A 16,705-nucleotide genomic window follows, 5' to 3' on the forward strand; every position below is an offset into this window, starting at 1 on the left:
CTTATCCGGGCAAACCGGACATCTGCCAGGGACCTTTAATTCCCGATCGCCGTCAGAGGAGAGGCATGAAGGCACCTGCAGAAGCAGGGGCCGGCAAGGTCTCGAAATTATCGCAAGCGTAAAATACGGCCTTTTCCACGCAAGACGAAGCTGTTTGCGCGACGGCGACCACAGGAGTTTTACCGATGAGTCTCTTCCGCAAGAAGAACATCGACGCCATGCTCGCCGTGGCCAAAGACGATGGTCTGAAGAAGGTGCTTGGCCCGACGGACCTCGTGATGATGGGCATCGGCGCCATTGTTGGCACCGGCATCTTCGTCCTGACCGGCACGGGTGCGCTGACTGCCGGCCCGGCGCTGACGGTGTCGTTCCTCATCGCAGCCATCGCCTGCGGATTTGCCGCACTGTGCTATGCCGAGTTTGCATCGGCGATCCCGGTATCGGGATCCATCTATACCTACAGCTATGCCACCCTCGGCGAAATCGTCGCCTGGATCATCGGCTGGGATCTGCTGCTGGAGTATGGGTTGGCCACGTCCGCGGTGTCGGTTGGCTGGTCCGGATATTTCCAGTCGCTGATGGCAGGCTTCGGCCTGCACTTGCCAGCGGTGCTCACGGCCGCGCCGGGCGCATTGCCGGGTGTCCACACGCTCCTGAACCTGCCCGCGTTCCTGATCATGATGGTAATTGCCTGGGTGGTGTCGTATGGCGTACGCGAATCCGCGCGCGTCACCAACCTGATGGTGATCGTCAAGATCAGCGTCGTGCTGCTGTTTATCGCCGTTGGGGTCTGGCATGTGAAACCTGCCAACTGGCAGCCGTTTTCGCCTTTCGGCGCGGCCGGCGTGTTCAACGCGGCAGCGCTGGTATTCTTTGCCTTCATCGGCTTCGATGCAGTCAGTTCGGCGGCAGAGGAGGTGCGCAATCCGCGGCGTGACCTGCCCATCGGCATCATCGGCTCACTGGCAGTCTGCACGGTGCTGTATGTGGCCATGGCCGCGATCATGACAGGCATCGTGCCGTTCCCGAAATTCGCGGGCGTGGACCATCCGGTTTCGCTGGCGCTGCAGTTTGCCGGCGAGACATGGGTGGCGGGCTTTGTGGACCTGGGCGCGATCCTCGGCATGACCACGGTGATCCTGGTGATGACCTTTGCGCAGACCCGCATCATCTTCGCGATGTCGCGCGACGGCCTGCTGCCCGAGCGACTCTCGTCGGTGCACCCTGTGCATGCCACGCCGTACTTCGCGACCTGGACTGTGGGCATCGTATTTGCCGTCATCGCCGCCTTCGTGCCGCTGAACGTGCTGGCCGAGCTCATCAATATCGGCACGCTGGCTGCCTTCACGCTGGTTTCCATTGCCGTGCTGGTGTTGCGCCGCACCCGCCCGGACCTGCCGCACGCGTTCCGCTGCCCCGGGGGACCTGTCGTGCCGGTACTGTCGATCGCTTTCTGCGCCTTCCTCATCGCACACCTGCAGGCACTGACGTGGATAGCCTTTCTGATCTGGCTGGTGCTGGGACTGGCGATCTACTTCCTGTACGCCCGGCGCAATGCCGTGCTGCATAACCACGGCGGCTGACGCTGACCAGCGGAGAGATTCAGCGTGGCGCATGCCATGCCGGCCGGCGTCTTCACGTGCGCAAGGCCGCGCACCAGCACCTGATCCGCCGCCGGAAAGTCGACGCGAAGAGACGCCGCCAAGGGTCTTGGAAATTCATCCGATACAGGTGACGTGGCCCACGTTGATCAAAAAATGTCCGAGTCGGAGACCGAGCGTCACCGAGTTGCCTGAATATTGGGGGTCGTCGCCCCCGGAATGCGAAGCAGGCAGGGCCTGCCCCACTTTACTTCGCAGACTCTCCGGTTCTGGCGGTTTGCAGACACCGTCAGATTTCTGCCAAGGGCGAGAAGTAGACGTTGCATATCGCCAATCAGGGTCCGGACCAGGCTCGCGCGATTGCGCTATACTCGACACGGGTGCTCATAGTCCAAGTATGAGCAGGTTCATGCGACGGTCGGGCCGCCTCGCGGCTTCCTGTCGGCCAAATGAACGCACCCTCACGACTCTTGCCCATTCATGCCTCGTCTCCAGCGGGGTTCAGTTTCCCAAGGCACACCCTCCTGGCATGCAATTCAAGCCGAGCGCCGCCGGCAATTCTCCCGCCACCTGGTCGAGAGATACTCCCGCTTCCGACAGGGACGTACTTTCATGATCAGTACCGATGCACACAACTGCGTGCTCATCAGAAAAAGCAAAATGGACGAGAAGATTTTATGGAACACATCAACCTTATTGCCGCCGTCATTTTCGGCTTGGCCCTCATCCACACCTTTTCAGCGAAGTCTTTCGAGCGTCTTGCTGACCGCAGTCCCCGGCATGCCGGACTGTTCCATCTGCTGGGCGAGATCGAAGTTGTCTTCGGCTTCTGGGCATTCATCCTCATCGCCATCATGGCACTGACAGTCGGAGAGGAACAGGCTATCGGGTATCTGGAATCGCAGCAATACACCGAACCCCTGTTTGTGTTCGTCATCATGGTTGTGGCCGCTTCACGGCCTGTGCTCGAGGCGGTACGCACGGCAATTGCGGCAGCGGCCAGACTCGCGCCGACAGACACCTTGGTGGCGCGAGTCTGGCTTTGCTTCGCCGTGGTTCCGCTGATCGGCTCGTTAGTCACGGAACCGGCTGCCATGACGCTCGCGGCATTGATGCTGGCTCCACTCGTATTCCGCCCCGGCATTCCCGAGTGGCTCAAGTACGCAGCACTCGGCGTTTTGTTCGTCAACATCTCCATTGGCGGCACGCTCACTTCTTTTGCCGCCCCGCCAGTGCTGATGGTCGCCACAAGCTGGCAATGGGACACCGCTTTCATGGCGGCGAATTTTGGCTGGAAAGCCGGAGCTGCCGTAATGGTCAATGCGACTTGCATCACATGGCTCCTGCGCAAGCATTTGGTGTCGCCCGGCCACGCTGCCGAAGCCGAGCCGCAAACCGATGTACCACTGGTGGTAATGCTGATACATCTGGCTTTTCTAGGCGCGGTCGTGGTGTTCGCGCACCATCCGGTCGTATTCCTTGGCGTATTTCTGTTTTTCCTCGGCTACACGCACGCCTACTCACAATTTCAGAGTCCGCTGATCCTGAAGGAAGGACTTCTGGTGGGATTTTTCCTCGCAGGTCTGGTGGTGCTAGGCGGCCTGCAGCAGTGGTGGCTGCAACCCATCGTCTCCAGCCTCGAACCAACCGCCTTGTTTTTCGGCGCCCTTGGCCTGACCGCCATCACCGACAACGCGGCACTGACCTATCTCGGATCGCTCATCGAAGGCATATCCGACCAGGCGAAGTACATGCTGGTCGCCGGGGCGGTCGCAGGAGGGGGCCTTACTGTCATTGCCAATGCGCCGAATCCGGCCGGGGTTGCGCTTTTGCGCGATGGATTCAATGACGGCAGCATCGGGATCGGAGGGCTGCTTGCGGGTGCCATCCTGCCCACACTGGTCGCCGCCGGATTTCTCCTCCTGCTTTGAGCGAAGCAAAAAACGGCCGTACAGGTCAGCCGCAGGCACCACCCTATGCCGCGTCAGCCCTGAGTGCTCATCAGTATGCCATCGTAGGAGACGGTTAAACGTCCGACATAGCCGCCTTGGACCGGCCTGGCAGGGCGGCAGTCGATATCACATCCTCATGGCTTGCCTGCCGCGCCTGCTTGACCAGCGTCACCGGCACCTGCACCGCATGCACGACCGTGCTGCATAACCACGGCGACTGAGGCTGACTAGCAGAGCGATTCAGCGTGGCACATGAAGGCCATGCTGGCCGGCGTCGTCACGTGCGCAAAGTGCTGCCACAACGTCTTGGAAAATCCACCGGCACGGATGAGATGGCCCGGCCGGTTCGAAACTCCTCGAGCGAGGGACCGGACGCCACCCGGTTGCCTGAACACGGGCAGCGTCCACTCTGGAACGCAATGCAGTCAAGGAGCCGCACCGATTTGTCCAGCTTGCACAGCTGCGGTTCTGACCGACAACGGACTTAAGCAATCGTCCGCATTGCCCAAAGCCAGAATCGCTCGAATAATTTCCAGCGCGGTTACTCTGCCTTGCACGCGATCCACGCTCCCCAGAACAAGCTGGAAAAGAATCGCTTCGGACTTGCAAACCCGCTACCGGCCAGCAAGGCGAATACAGCTGCTTCGGAATGCGGCGGATCGGCCCCTTGCAGAATCTTGCCCAGTTTGGCCTTGATCTCATCTGCAGTTGCGCCGTGCATACGCCAGCGTTCACCCCAGGCTTTCAGCATGAGCGGCTCGCTGGCGTAAGCATAATGATTGCCTGCCAATATCAGCGGTGCCCCTGGCTTGAGGCGGGACGATATTGCCCGGAGTATCTCCCGTTTTGCTTCGTCGCCAGGCAAGTGGTGCAGAACACCGACTAAGGTCGCAGCATCAAACGCCGGTTCATTTGGCAGATCCTCCACTCGTCCCAGGATCACTTCAGTCCGCCCGGCCATGCCTGCCTCGGCAATCCGGGCCCGGGCAATCTCCAGCATCGGCTCCGACGGATCGATTGCCGTAAAGCGCCAGTTGGATTCCATGCGCCCTGCTCTCGTGATTTCCTGCGCCGGACCACCTGCCCCTACTACCAGCAGCTTCGCCGCACTTCCTGTCCCCAACTGGGCAGAGAGCATGCAGGCTGCCAGCTCATGACATGCATCGTAGCCGGCAAGGGCGATACGGCTTTGCTGTTCATATTCTGCGGCGCGCGCAGGGTCGAATTTGCTCGCGCTATCGAGGCGTGCTTCTGGCATGGTCAACTCCTTTAAGTTGGCATTGGCATTGTCTGCTGCGCAGGATAGCTGCAGAATCATGCTATTAAAAGATGACAATTTATCCTGGTATAAGAGCTACCAGTTCACCCATATGCGAACGAAAAATGACTAGCAAACTCGGCGCGTTCGTCCGCGCTCACCGCGAACGCATAGGCCCGGCATCCATCGGTCTTCCCACAGGCGAGCGCCGTCGAACCCCGGGCTTGAGGCGTGAAGAACTGGCCGTCCTTTGTGGCGTCAGTGCTACCTGGATAACATGGCTGGAGCAAGGAAGGCCTGTAACGGCATCTGCAAAGACGCTTTCGGGCCTTGCTACGGCTTTGCGCTTGTCGAAGGCTGAGCGAAGCTATCTCTTCAGGCTTGCTGACAAGGTAGATCCCGATGCGCACATAAAAGACCTCGCTGATGCAAAAGCCAAAGAAATATCGGGGCTAGTTGAAGTCATATCGACACCGGCATATGTCCTGGATCGCCAATGGAACGCCGTGGCATGGAATGACCCGGCGGCACAACTTTTTCTGACCTGGTTGGGCAAGGAAAGCCTGGAGGGCGAGCGCAATCTGCTCAGGTTCATGTTTTTGCAAGCTTCCGCCAGAGACTTTGTTGTTGACTGGCCAGAACGCGCCCGGCGATTGGTCGCGGAGTTTCGGGCGGAATGCGGAAAGGGAATCGATGATCCGCCGATCAAGGATTTGATCGCCGCGTTGCGCGACCGCAGCAGCGATTTCGCGCTGCTGTGGGATGCACAGGAAGTAGTGACAAGAGAAGGCGGCATCAGGACCTTCATGCATCCCTTTGCCGGACGCCTGACATTCGAGCAGATGGCGCTCCAGCTTCAGGGACGTCCGGATCTCAAGCTGACGATACTGTTGCAGGCCTCAAAGTAAAGGGAGCTGCAGGTCTCTGCTTCTGGCCGCAAGCAGCCCGGTTCGTTGATATTGCTCACGCCACTTGTCTCGGCGTCGCCTATTTTTGTATAAGCGGCGCCGCTTGTGCGGCCTGGCTCGTGGACCGAAGGAGTCTTTCTATGAAACTATTTGGCGCGGTTGTTCTGTCGTTGCTGCTTTTCGGATGCGCTACGAAACAGGGCGTGCAGGCATCGCGCACAGAAGAGTGCAGGTCCATATCGGAACAAGAGATTGCAGCCCTGTTTGATCGGTGGAACCAATCGCTGCAAACCGGAGATCCGCACAAGGTGACAGCCAATTACGCGGAGACTGCAATTCTTCTTCCTACTGTTTCTAACCAGCCGCGCCTTACCACGGCCGAGCGGGAAGACTACTTCCAAAAATTCTTGATGGACCGTCCCTCAGGCAAGATCAATTCCCGCAGGATTTATTTGGGATGCAATTCCGCCGTTGATGCCGGGCTATACACCTTCACCTTCGCAAGAACGGGAGCGATGGTTGCGGCGCGTTATACCTACACCTATGCCTGGGATGGAAAGCAATGGCTGATTACCAGCCATCACTCATCAGCCATGCCGGAGAAGAAATAAAAATGTATTCACCTGCTTCCGGCACCGCCTTCGCCAGTCGATGACCCAAATGATCCGGCAGCCCAGCAAGCAGGCGATCAGCGCGCCGCTTGCGCCAGTTCCCGTGCAAGCAGGTTGTGCGTTTCCAGCACCGGTTCGAGTTCCACGCTGACCAGCCGGCCCTCGCGCACCACCACACGGCCATTGATGATGCTGCAGGCGACGCTGGCTGGCGTGCAGAACACCAGGGCGGCGACGGGGTCGTGCAAGGCGCCGCCGAAACCGACCTGGCGCAGGTCGAACATCGCGAGGTCGGCCGACATGCCGGGCGCGAGCGCGCCGATGTCGTCGCGCCCGAGTACTTTCGCGCCGCCCAGGGTCGCGATTTCCAGCGCCTCGCGCGCCGTCATCGCCGCCGGCCCGAAGCCGACGCGCTGCAGCAGCATCGCCTGCCGCGCTTCCCCAAGGAGGTGGGCGGCATCGTTGGAAGCGCTGCCATCCACGCCCAGCCCGACCGGCACGCCCCGGTCCCGCATGCGGCGCACCGGCGCAATGCCGGAGGCCAGGCGCATGTTGGAGCAGGGACAATGCGCGACCCCGGTCCCGGTATGCGCGAACAAATCGATACCTGCATCGTCGAGCTTCACGCAATGCGCATGCCAGACATCGTGCCCGACCCAGCCGCAATCCTCCGCATACTGCGCGGGCGTCATGTTGAACTTTTCGCGGCTGTAGGCAACGTCGTTGTCGTTTTCCGCCAGGTGGGTGTGCAGGGACACGCCGAAGCTGCGCGCCATCCGCGCCGACTCCCGCATCAGGTCGCGCGACACCGAAAAGGGCGAACAGGGCGCGACCACGATGCGCAGCATTGCATGGCGCTGCCCGTCGTGATAGGTCTCGATCAGGCGCTGGGTGTCCCTGAGGATCGCGGCTTCGCTTTCCACCACGCTGTCCGGCGGCAGGCCGCCTTGCGACTGCCCCACGCTCATGGCGCCGCGCGCCGCGTGAAAGCGCATACCGATATGCCGGGCAGCTTCGATGCTGTCGTCGAGCCGGCAATCGTTCGGATAGATATAGAGATGGTCGCTGGTCGTGGTGCAGCCCGAGAGCATCAGTTCCGTCATCGCCGTCAGGGTCGACACCCGGATCATCTCCGCATTCAGGTTCGCCCAGACCGGATACAACTGGCGCAGCCAGCCGAACAATTCCGCATCCTGCGCGCCCGGTACCGCGCGCGTCAGGCTCTGGTACATATGGTGGTGGGTATTCACCAGACCGGGCAGCACCGCGTGGCCACGCGCGTCGATGACTTCGTCCGCGGTCTGCGGCAGCTCGGCGCTCTGGCCCACCTGTTCGATCACGTTACCCCGGATGAATACCGCGCCATCCGTGATTTCGCGGCGGGCGTCGTCCATGGTGATGAGGATGGCCGCATTGCGTACCAGGGTCGTCTTTTGCATCGTCAATACTTTCGGTTCCAATCGATTAAATGGGGGTTGCCGGAGCAGCACCGCATGTGCCAAGGATACCGTGCGGCGGCGGCGAACGCGACTGCCTGCTGCGTCCGACTCAAGCAGTGCACGCAATACGCGCCATGCAAGACTTCTTCAGGCGCGCACCGAATCGACGCACCGAGGCCCGCGCGCACTCCATACCAGTGCGTGCCACATGCCGGCGAACCAAGTGTGTGCAGCATGTGAATGCATCTCTGTCGCCGCGGCGGTTCATGACGATGCCCTATGCCGCCGTCATCCCGGCGCTGGTTCCGATCCCGCATGACCTGGACTGGATACGGCCTGAATCCCTGGCTTGGATATTGCTATCAAGAACGGCAGCAGCACGCAATCGTTTGAACATTCAGAACAACTTCAGGGAATCTTATGTTCGATCCGAAAAAACGCAGCACACTCAAGTCGGGACTGGTCATTGCGGCTTCGTCGCTGATGCTAGCCGCATGCGGCAAGAAGGAAGAAACCAGGCCGGAAGCCGTACAGCCCGCAGGCGCGGCGACTGCCGCCAAGGCTGAACCGCTCAAAGTCGCCTTCGTGTACATCGGTCCGGTCGGCGACGCCGGCTGGTCGTTCGCGCACGACAATGCGAGGAAAGCGGTGGAAGCCGAGTTCGGCGACCGGATCAAGACCACCTATGTCGAAAAAGTGCCGGAAGGCGCGGATGCGGAGCGGGTGTTCCGCGACCTTGCATCGCAGGGCAACAAGATGATCTTCGCCACCAGCTTCGGCTACATGGAACCGATGCTGAAAGTCGCGAGGCAATTCCCGGACGTGAAATTCGAGCATGCTACCGGCTACAAGACAGCGCCGAACATGTCGGTCTATGAATCGCGAACATACGAAGGCGCGTATCTCGCCGGCGTGGTCGCGGGCAAGATGACGAAGACCAACAAGCTCGGCGTGATTGCTTCGTTCCCGATTCCGGAAGTGATCCGTAACGTCAATGCCTTCACGCTCGGTGCGCAGTCGGTCAATCCCAGGGTCAGCACGCATCCGATCTGGGTCTCGTCCTGGTTCGATCCGCCCAAGGAACGCGATGCGGCCCTGACCCTGATCGGCCAGGGCGTCGATGTGCTGATCCAGAACACCGATTCGCCGGCGACCCTGCAGGCGGCCGAAGAAAAAGGCGTATATGCCTTCGGCTGGGATTCCGACATGTCATCCTTCGGGCCCAAGGCCCATCTCGGCTCCGCAATCATCAACTGGGCGCCATACTACAAGCATGCGGTCGGTGCCGCGCTTGACGGCACATGGAGCAGTGGCGAGACCTGGTGGGGCGTGAAGGAAAATGCGATCGACCTCGCGAGCATCGGGGCGGCGGTGCCGGACGACGTGAAAAAGCTGGTGGCCGAGCGCAAGGCGGAACTCGCTGCCGGCAAGCAGATCATCTTCACCGGCCCGGTATTCGACCAGTCCGGCAAGGAAGTCCTCGCCGCAGACAAGGAAGCCGATGCCGGCTTCCTCAAGGGGATGAACTTTTACGTGAAGGGCGTGCAGGGCAACATGCCGCATTGACGTCCGTCTGCCCTTTCTGCTCATTCCAAGGTGCGGCTGCCGACAGCGGAGCGGCCGCGCCCCTGACCCGATACCCATTCCGGAGGCAAAGAATGACGCCGCATCACGGCTCCCCCAGCATCATCCCTCTTACTGCCGAAGACCGGCGCCACATGCAGTACGTGCTGGCGCTGGCGATCCGCGCCAAGGACGTCGGGCGCCATCCGTTCGCCGCGATCGTGGTCGACCAGCATGGCCGCATCATGGCGGAGGCCGGCAACAATTCGATGCCGCCGGAAGGCGACCCCACCCAGCATGCGGAACGGCTCGCGGCAGCCGAAGCCGGGCGCCGGCTTCTCCCCGAAGCGCTCGCCAGATGCACGCTGTATACGAATGCCGAACCCTGCGCCATGTGCGCCGGCGCGATCTACTGGTGCAGCATCGGCCGCGTCGTCTATGCGATGGCGGAACAGCGCCTGCTGCAACTGACCGGCAACCATCCGGAAAATCCCACGCTGTCGCTGCCCTGCCGCGAAGTCTTCGCGCGCGGCCAGCGTCCCATCGAAGTGCTCGGTCCGATTGCCGAACTGGAGCAGGAAGCCGCAGCCCCGCACATCGGCTTCTGGTCCTGAGGAGCCATCCATGGATCCGCTTCTCCTGAACGACTGGCATCCGGTGGCCGATGCCGCCGCGCTGAAGCCGGGCTGCCTGCTGCCGGCGCGCCTGCTGGAGCATGAACTGGTGCTCTGGCGCGCCAGCGACGGCACAATCCACGCCTGGGATGACCGCTGCCCGCACCGCGGCGCGCGCCTGTCGCTCGGCCGGGTTGCGAACGACCGTGTGGTGTGCGCTTATCACGGCTGGCAGTTCGACGCTTCCGGCCAGTGCCGGCTGCAGCCGGCGCACCCGCAGAACACGCCACCGAGAAATGCCTGCGCCGCCCGCTTCAACGTGCAGGAAGCCTATGGCCTGGCGTGGGTCTGCCTCGGAGATCCGGAGCGCAGCCTGCTGCCCTTTCCCGAATACGAGCATCCCGGCCTGCGCAAGGTGTTGTGCGGCCCCTTCCCGGTGCATGCCTGCGGGCCGCGCATCATCGAGAATTTCCTCGACATGGCGCATTTCGCGTTCATCCACGAAGGCATCCTCGGCGACACCGGCCATGCCGAAGTCCCGGATTACAAGGTGGCGGCATTCGACGACAAGCTCGGCCGCACCGGCATGAAAGGCGTGATCGCGACTGCATGCTTTGCCTACCAGCCGCAATCCAACCTGCAGGCCTCCGGCGGCTCGATGGTGGAATACACCTACCGCGTCGTGCGCCCGCTGTCGGCGATCCTGACCAAGCTGCCGCAGGAGCAGTCCGGTTTGGCCGATGTGATCAGCCTGCATGTGCAGCCGATCGACGAGGAACACTGCCAGGCCTGGATGGTGCTGGCGACGACCGACGAGGGCTCCAGCGATGAGGAGATGCGGGATTTCCAGGGCCGGATCTTCATGCAGGACCTCGCCATCCTTGAATCGCAGCGGCCCAAGCGCATTCCGCTCCAGCCCGGCCTGGAAGTGCCGCAACCCGCGGACCGTCTCTCCGCCGCCTACCGGCGCATGCTGCGCGAACTCGGGATGAAATACGGCGTGATGTGAATCTTCGCAGCCGGCCGCGGCAAAGGCGCGGCGTGGGCCGCCATTCCCAAGCCAGTCAGGTCGGAACACGACGAATGGAATGGTCCTGTCGATGTAACCTAATCTCTGGCAGGTAAGAAGAGGTCCGGAACCGCGCAGCGTATGCAGTGAAGCATAGCCACCGCCACATATTGGTGCAGGTCGAAGTCATGCGCCAGTCATGCGCAGCGGGCGTGCAGATCGCAGTCTTCCATGCGCCGCCGCGGTGCACGTCAAGGTGCACACCAGGGTGCGCAGTGCGATTGCCTTGAAGAATATTTCTGGTACGGATATTGCTGAATGAGGTAAGGCGCAGCAGCGCAAGCCGATTCAAGGAACGCCTGCTGCAATCTCTTCAACCGCATCGACACAGGAATGTAATGAACCTTCACCGCATCTTGCGTAGTACCGCCGCCGTGCTGCTGTGCGCCGTCGCCGCCCACAGCTTCGCCCAGGACAACAAGATCCGCTTCCAGCTCGACTGGCGCTTCGAAGGCCCGGCCGCGCTCTTCCTCGTGGCCAAGTCGAAAGGCTATTTCGCCGACGAGAAGCTTGATGTCACGATCGATGCGGGTAACGGCTCCGGCAATGCGGTCAACCGCGTGGCTTCCGGTTCCTACGACATGGGCTTTGCCGATCTGGCCGCGCTGATGGAATTCATCGGCAACAACCCGACCGCGCCCAACAAGCCGGTGGCCGTGATGATGGTCTACAACGACACTCCGGCCGCGATCTTCGCGCTCAAGAAGTCCGGCATCAGGACGCCGGCCGACCTCGCCGGCAAGAAGCTCGGCGCCCCGGTCTTCGATGCCGGCCGCCGTGCCTATCCGATCTTCGCCGAGGCCAACAAGCTCGATCCGGCCAAGGCAAACTGGATCAGCATGGATCCGCCGCTGCGCGAAACGATGCTGGTCAAGGGCGATGTCGACGCCATCACCGGCTTCTATTTCACGTCGCTGCTGAACCTCAACGCGCGCGGCATCAAGGATGAGGATGCGGTGGTGCTACCCTATCCCGACCATGGCGTGAAACTGTACGGCAATGCGATCGTCGCCTCCAGCGCCTTCGCCCGGCGGCACCCGGAAGCAGTCAAGGGCTTCCTGCGCGCCTTCGCCAAGGCAGCCAAGTTCGTGCTCGCCAATCCCGACGAGTCGGTCAAGGCAGTCAGGGAACGCGACGGCCTGATCGATGAAAAGCTCGAGGCGCGCCGCCTGAAACTCGCGATCGCCAGCGCCATCGTCACGCCGCATGCGAAGGCCGAAGGATTCGGCCAGGTTTCCGCGCCGCGGCTGTCGCTGATGGCATCGCAGGTGTCGGATGTCTATCAGACCAAGACCCGCGTCGATCCAAGAATGGTCTGGGACGATTCCTTCCTGCCGTCGAAGGCCGAGCTCAAGGTTTTTCCGAAGTAACCGCCATCCCAAGGGTATTTCCCCTCGTCGTCCCGGCGGCGAGGGGCTTTTTTTGAGTTAGCCGATCCATCATGTTCGTCGATTTCCAGAACGTCTTCCTCGCCTACGGCGGCGCAGCCGGCTATGCAGTGGAAGACATTACCCTGCAAGCCCGCCCGGGCGAATTCATCGCCATCGTCGGACCGTCCGGCTGCGGCAAGTCCACCTTCATGAAGCTGGCCACCGGACTGAAAGCGCCGACCCAGGGCAGCGTTGCCATCGGCGGCACCCCGGTCACCGGCCCGCTCAAGTTCGTCGGCATGGCCTTCCAGGCACCCACGCTGCTGCCGTGGCGCACCACGCTCGACAATGTCCTGCTGCCGCTGGAAATCGTCGAGCCACACCGCAGCCGCTTCCGGCGCAACAGGGACGAATATGTCGAGCAGGCCCTGCGCCTCTTGAAGCAGGTGGGACTGGACGGCTATGCCGACCAGTATCCCTGGCAACTGTCCGGTGGCATGCAGCAGCGCGCCTCGATCTGCCGGGCGCTGATCCACGAGCCGAAGATGCTGCTGCTCGACGAGCCCTTCGGCGCACTGGATGCCTTCACCCGGGAAGAATTGTGGTGCGTGCTGCGCGACCTGTGGACGGAGCATCGCTTCAATGTGATTCTCGTGACGCACGACCTGCGCGAAGCGGCCTTCCTCGCCGACACGATTTACGTGATGAGCAAGCGCCCCGGCCGCATCGTGGTGCGCAAGGAAAACCCCATGCCGCAGTCGCGCGAGCTCGACGTGACATATTCCGAACCGTTCACTGAACTGGTGCATGAACTGCGCGAGCATATCGGCCGGGTGCGGCATGGTTGAGCGCCTGCCCTGCCCGCTGCAAGATCCATCGACTTTCACTTTGCTGCCGTGAATACCAAGACCGTCAAGCTGTTTGCTCCCTGGCTGCTGCTCGCAGCCATTCTGTTGCTGTGGCAAGCCATCTGCAGCATGTTCTCCGTATCGGAATTCATTTTCCCGAGTCCGCTCGCCATCGGGCAGGCCATGATGGAATTCGCCGGGCCGCTGGCAAGCCATGCGCTGCGCACCTTCTGGGTGACCATGGCTGGCTTTGCTATCGCGGTTGCAGTCGGCGTGCTGCTCGGCGTGGTCCTTGGCTCGTCGCCGTTGCTCTATTCTGCCGCCTATCCGCTCATGACCGCGTTCAACGCCTTGCCGAAGGCGGCGTTCGTGCCGGTCCTGGTGGTCTGGTTCGGTATCGGCGTCGGCCCGGCGGTGCTGACTGCCTTCCTGATTTCCTTCTTTCCGATCATGGTGAATATCGCGACCGGGCTGGCGACGCTGGAACCGGAACTCGAGGACGTGCTGCGGGTGCTGGGCGCAAGGCGCACCGACGTCCTGCTGAAGGTCGGCCTGCCGCGCGCCCTGCCCTACTTCTTCGCCTCGCTCAAGGTCGCGATCACGCTGGCATTCGTCGGCTCTACCGTGTCCGAAATGACGGCTTCGAACGAAGGCATCGGCTACCTGCTGGTGTCGGCCGGCTCATCGATGCGAATGCCGCTTGCCTTTGCCGGACTGGTCACCGTCGGCGCAATGGCAATGGCCATGTATGAACTGTTTGCCGTGATCGAGAAGCGCACGACCGGGTGGGCGCATCGCAATGGTGATGCGAACTAGGCCGGGACCTTTGCGAGAAGTCGGCAAGGCTTGGTACGCCCGACAAAAGCACCAGCGTGCTAGCTGGATTACGAGCCCTTACGCGAAACCGTTCTGAACGGCTGCAAGTTGCCAGAAGCGGTATTCCATGTCGGTTTGCCGTGGCTCGCCTTGACGACCTTGATCGGGATGAAGTCGCTGACGGGGTCGAAGCACCCTTCTGCGGCCAGCAGCAGGCCGATTGCACTCGAATTGGTATGCGCCCGCCGCAAGGTGTACGCGCCCGGGTCGGAGCATTCCGGTTGCAACTTGCGGAAAATGGCAAGGCCGCAATGCGTGCAATCATTTGGCGGCGCTTGCTATCAATGCTTATATCTTGATTTCCGATCGATAGGTTATATCGGCGGTCCGCGAACCAGGCCGGAGATCGTGTCTATTTCACCTCGCGCAATGGCGCTACTGCTGCGCCCTGAATGCCATGGCGCCTTAATGCCTCTGCAACGAAGCCTGATCGCTTCATCTCCTCCACGAACGCAGCGAGCGCGTCTATGGCCTGTTGTCCACGGCTTTTCGGAGTGCCCATTGCCTGCTCGATGACCATGAAACGCCCGGGTAGCAAACGTAACCCAGACAGACGCTGCGCATCGCTTTCCAGCTGCTGCTTTACCCCGGCGGCGATATCGGCCTTCTCGGCCAGGAATGTGTCCACGACGGCCGGGGAACTTGGCGCTCGCAGGATCTGCGCATGTTTGAGTTCGCGAGTAAGGAACAAGTCATAAGCGCTTCCCTTGCCGACCATCACGCGGTGTTCGGCGCGGTCGACATCTTCATTGCGTTGCAATGACGATTCTTGCCTGACTAGATAGCTGCCTTCGATCAGTACATAGGGCGCCGTAAAGAGGATTCCTTCGCCCCGCAATGGATCGATTGCGAAAAAGCCGATATCCGCCTTCTCATTTTTGACTGTCTCAACGGATTTGCCCGCCGTATCGAGCACGACGAGTTCAATTTCCACGCCAAGGCGCCGCGCGAATTCGCGTGCCAGGTCAACTGAAACTCCGCAGGCTTCCCCGGTCGCCGGATCACGATTGGCAAGGATGGGGTTGCCGAGATTAATGGATGCACGAAGGCGGCCAGTTGGAGTGAATGCCGAGATGATGGAGGGGTCGATGGTCATGATAAGCGTTCTTGGATTTAAAAGTTAAGATTGCAGGCAGGCTTCACCAAACCCATCGCCACGACAAGGGCTGATCCCCGCACTCCCGCCGGGCACACAGGGAACAACAGATTCGATGGGCAGGCCCGGATAATTCGCGACGCTTGCCGCACGCGCACATCTCGGGACCGGCGCGGCCGCCCGCAGCGGCATCTTCTTCATGTCCCGATTCCTTGTTCCCTGTTGGGTTACGTGCTGCAAGACCCCAGGCTATGCCGGAGCATTGGTGGCGTGTTTCTGCAGCAGGGCCAGCACGTCTGATCCAATGTTGATACCTTCTTTGCGCTGGCGCTCCATCTTGGCCAATTCTATTTCTCCCGGTACCAGCACTGGCTTGGCAGGGTCGGCTGGCGGGCTGTCATGCAGAATCGCTGCAAAGTCGTTCATGCGGTTTGCAAGCCATTCAGTCGAGCCAAGCAGCCTGGTATTGATGAGAATGAAGAAATGACCGAGATTTTGCGGCTGGTCGGGCGCATCCACCCAAGACTTCACATGCGTCAGGTAGGCAGCATCGGACAGCAATCCAGCGAACAGGTCCACCAGCAACGCGAGTCCATATCCTTTGTGTCCGCCGATGGGCAACAGGAAGCCATCGAGCGCGGCCGCCGGGTCTGTTGTGGTTCGTCCATGCTTGTCGGTGGCCCATGTATCGGGAATAGCTTCGCCCCGCTTCAGCGCATTGCGAATCTTGGCACGTGCTGCCACGCTGATCGCCATATCCAGCAAAAACGGCGCGCCTCCGGGATTGGGCACACCGAATCCGACCGGACTATTACCCAATCGAGCATCGCTACCGCCCCAAGGAGCAATCGTTGTAGTCGCATTGCTGCCGATAATGCTCGCGAACCCTTCTTCTGCCGCCATGAGCGAATATGGGGAAACGGGGCCGAAATGGTTGCTGCCGCGCGCAAACGCAATGCCGACGCCACATTCCTTCGCTACCTCCATAGCTGCGCGCAGGGCGTGCATGCCGACTACCGGACCTACCGCATTATCGCCGTCGACGCGCACTATCGCAGGAGCCACTCGCTCGACGGAAATTTTCGGGCGCGGATTGATTCCGTTGACAAGCAGGCGTTCGCCATACGACTCTACGCGGCTCAACCCGTGCGTAGCCAGACCAAACAGATCCGCCAGGACCAGAACGCGGCACACATCTTCGGCATCCGCTTGCGAAAGACCCAGCCCCTTGAAAGCCTTGATGCCGATTGCGGTGAGTTCGGCTTCGGGGACAACGACCTGATCTGCGGCGCGTGTGTTCATACGGTGGTACTCCTTGTTTATCAATCTATCGATGCTGTTCGTGTAGGCGCGGTAGCTGTTCGGCAGTTCTGTGCGAGTAATAGATAACGAGCAGCGCCTTTCGCATGCCTTGTGACGCCATGACAGCCGCCGCCTGGAAAAATTGCATTATCCAGAGCACCATAATTAGTGTAAAGTGCAAATATTCGATCAATTATT

Annotated in this window: 14 protein-coding genes; 10 read left to right on the forward strand and 4 right to left on the reverse strand. The window is 61.0% G+C overall.

Annotated elements, in window-relative coordinates:
• The first annotated feature begins 185 nt into the window (after positions 1-185).
• A complete protein-coding gene (locus HGHM_RS19950; protein WP_019143350.1) occupies positions 186-1,583 on the forward strand; it encodes an amino acid permease in 1,398 nt (465 codons plus the stop codon).
• A 695-nt stretch (positions 1,584-2,278) separates the two neighbouring features.
• The gene (locus HGHM_RS19955; RefSeq protein ID WP_019143351.1) at positions 2,279-3,532 is read left to right on the forward strand and encodes a putative Na+/H+ antiporter; all 1,254 of its coding nucleotides are present in this window, start codon (positions 2,279-2,281) and stop codon (positions 3,530-3,532) included.
• Between the two features lie 562 nt (positions 3,533-4,094).
• On the opposite strand, the gene HGHM_RS19965 is transcribed toward HGHM_RS19955, so the two are convergent.
• Positions 4,095-4,811: an SAM-dependent methyltransferase gene (locus HGHM_RS19965; protein WP_026076233.1), complete on the reverse strand. Its 717-nt coding sequence runs from the start codon at positions 4,809-4,811 to the stop codon at positions 4,095-4,097.
• A gap of 125 nt (positions 4,812-4,936) precedes the next feature.
• On the opposite strand from HGHM_RS19965, the gene HGHM_RS19970 reads away from it, so the two are divergent.
• Positions 4,937-5,719, forward strand: coding sequence for a helix-turn-helix transcriptional regulator (locus HGHM_RS19970; protein WP_051155350.1), 783 nt, complete (start codon positions 4,937-4,939; stop codon positions 5,717-5,719).
• 140 nt (positions 5,720-5,859) lie between these two features.
• Complete coding sequence (locus HGHM_RS19975; protein ID WP_026076235.1) at positions 5,860-6,330, forward strand: SgcJ/EcaC family oxidoreductase; 471 nt, start codon at positions 5,860-5,862, stop codon at positions 6,328-6,330.
• Positions 6,331-6,407: 77 nt separating this feature from the next.
• On the opposite strand, the gene HGHM_RS19980 is transcribed toward HGHM_RS19975, so the two are convergent.
• The gene (locus HGHM_RS19980) at positions 6,408-7,769 is read right to left on the reverse strand and encodes an 8-oxoguanine deaminase (protein WP_026076236.1); all 1,362 of its coding nucleotides are present in this window, start codon (positions 7,767-7,769) and stop codon (positions 6,408-6,410) included.
• A 420-nt stretch (positions 7,770-8,189) separates the two neighbouring features.
• Between HGHM_RS19980 and HGHM_RS19985 the strand changes: the two genes are divergently transcribed.
• From HGHM_RS19985 to HGHM_RS20010, 6 genes are all read left to right on the forward strand, one after another.
• On the forward strand, positions 8,190-9,335 hold the full coding sequence (locus tag HGHM_RS19985; protein ID WP_019143357.1) for a BMP family ABC transporter substrate-binding protein: 1,146 nt from the start codon (positions 8,190-8,192) through the stop codon (positions 9,333-9,335).
• Between the two features lie 92 nt (positions 9,336-9,427).
• The gene (locus tag HGHM_RS19990) at positions 9,428-9,946 is read left to right on the forward strand and encodes a nucleoside deaminase (protein WP_019143358.1); all 519 of its coding nucleotides are present in this window, start codon (positions 9,428-9,430) and stop codon (positions 9,944-9,946) included.
• A gap of 10 nt (positions 9,947-9,956) precedes the next feature.
• Complete coding sequence (locus HGHM_RS19995) at positions 9,957-10,955, forward strand: aromatic ring-hydroxylating dioxygenase subunit alpha (protein WP_019143359.1); 999 nt, start codon at positions 9,957-9,959, stop codon at positions 10,953-10,955.
• A gap of 398 nt (positions 10,956-11,353) precedes the next feature.
• The gene (locus HGHM_RS20000; protein WP_019143360.1) at positions 11,354-12,385 is read left to right on the forward strand and encodes an ABC transporter substrate-binding protein; all 1,032 of its coding nucleotides are present in this window, start codon (positions 11,354-11,356) and stop codon (positions 12,383-12,385) included.
• A gap of 71 nt (positions 12,386-12,456) precedes the next feature.
• Positions 12,457-13,233, forward strand: coding sequence for an ABC transporter ATP-binding protein (locus HGHM_RS20005; protein ID WP_019143361.1), 777 nt, complete (start codon positions 12,457-12,459; stop codon positions 13,231-13,233).
• 48 nt (positions 13,234-13,281) lie between these two features.
• Positions 13,282-14,049 (forward strand): ABC transporter permease, encoded by a 768-nt coding sequence (locus tag HGHM_RS20010; RefSeq protein WP_019143362.1) that lies wholly within the window; start codon positions 13,282-13,284, stop codon positions 14,047-14,049.
• 412 nt (positions 14,050-14,461) lie between these two features.
• Here the strand turns inward: HGHM_RS20010 and HGHM_RS20020 are convergent, their stop codons facing one another.
• Both HGHM_RS20020 and HGHM_RS20025 read right to left on the reverse strand, forming a co-directional pair.
• Positions 14,462-15,205, reverse strand: a complete 744-nt coding sequence (locus HGHM_RS20020; protein WP_019143364.1) for an ABC transporter substrate-binding protein — start codon at positions 15,203-15,205, stop codon at positions 14,462-14,464.
• Between the two features lie 249 nt (positions 15,206-15,454).
• Positions 15,455-16,507 carry an Ldh family oxidoreductase gene (locus HGHM_RS20025; RefSeq protein ID WP_019143365.1) on the reverse strand — a complete coding sequence of 351 codons (1,053 nt, stop codon included), beginning with the start codon at positions 16,505-16,507 and terminating at the stop codon, positions 15,455-15,457.
• Between the last annotated feature and the right edge of the window lie 198 nt (positions 16,508-16,705).

It is taken from the genome of Noviherbaspirillum massiliense JC206 (assembly GCF_000312045.1).
Lineage (GTDB): Bacteria > Pseudomonadota > Gammaproteobacteria > Burkholderiales > Burkholderiaceae_D > Noviherbaspirillum > Noviherbaspirillum massiliense.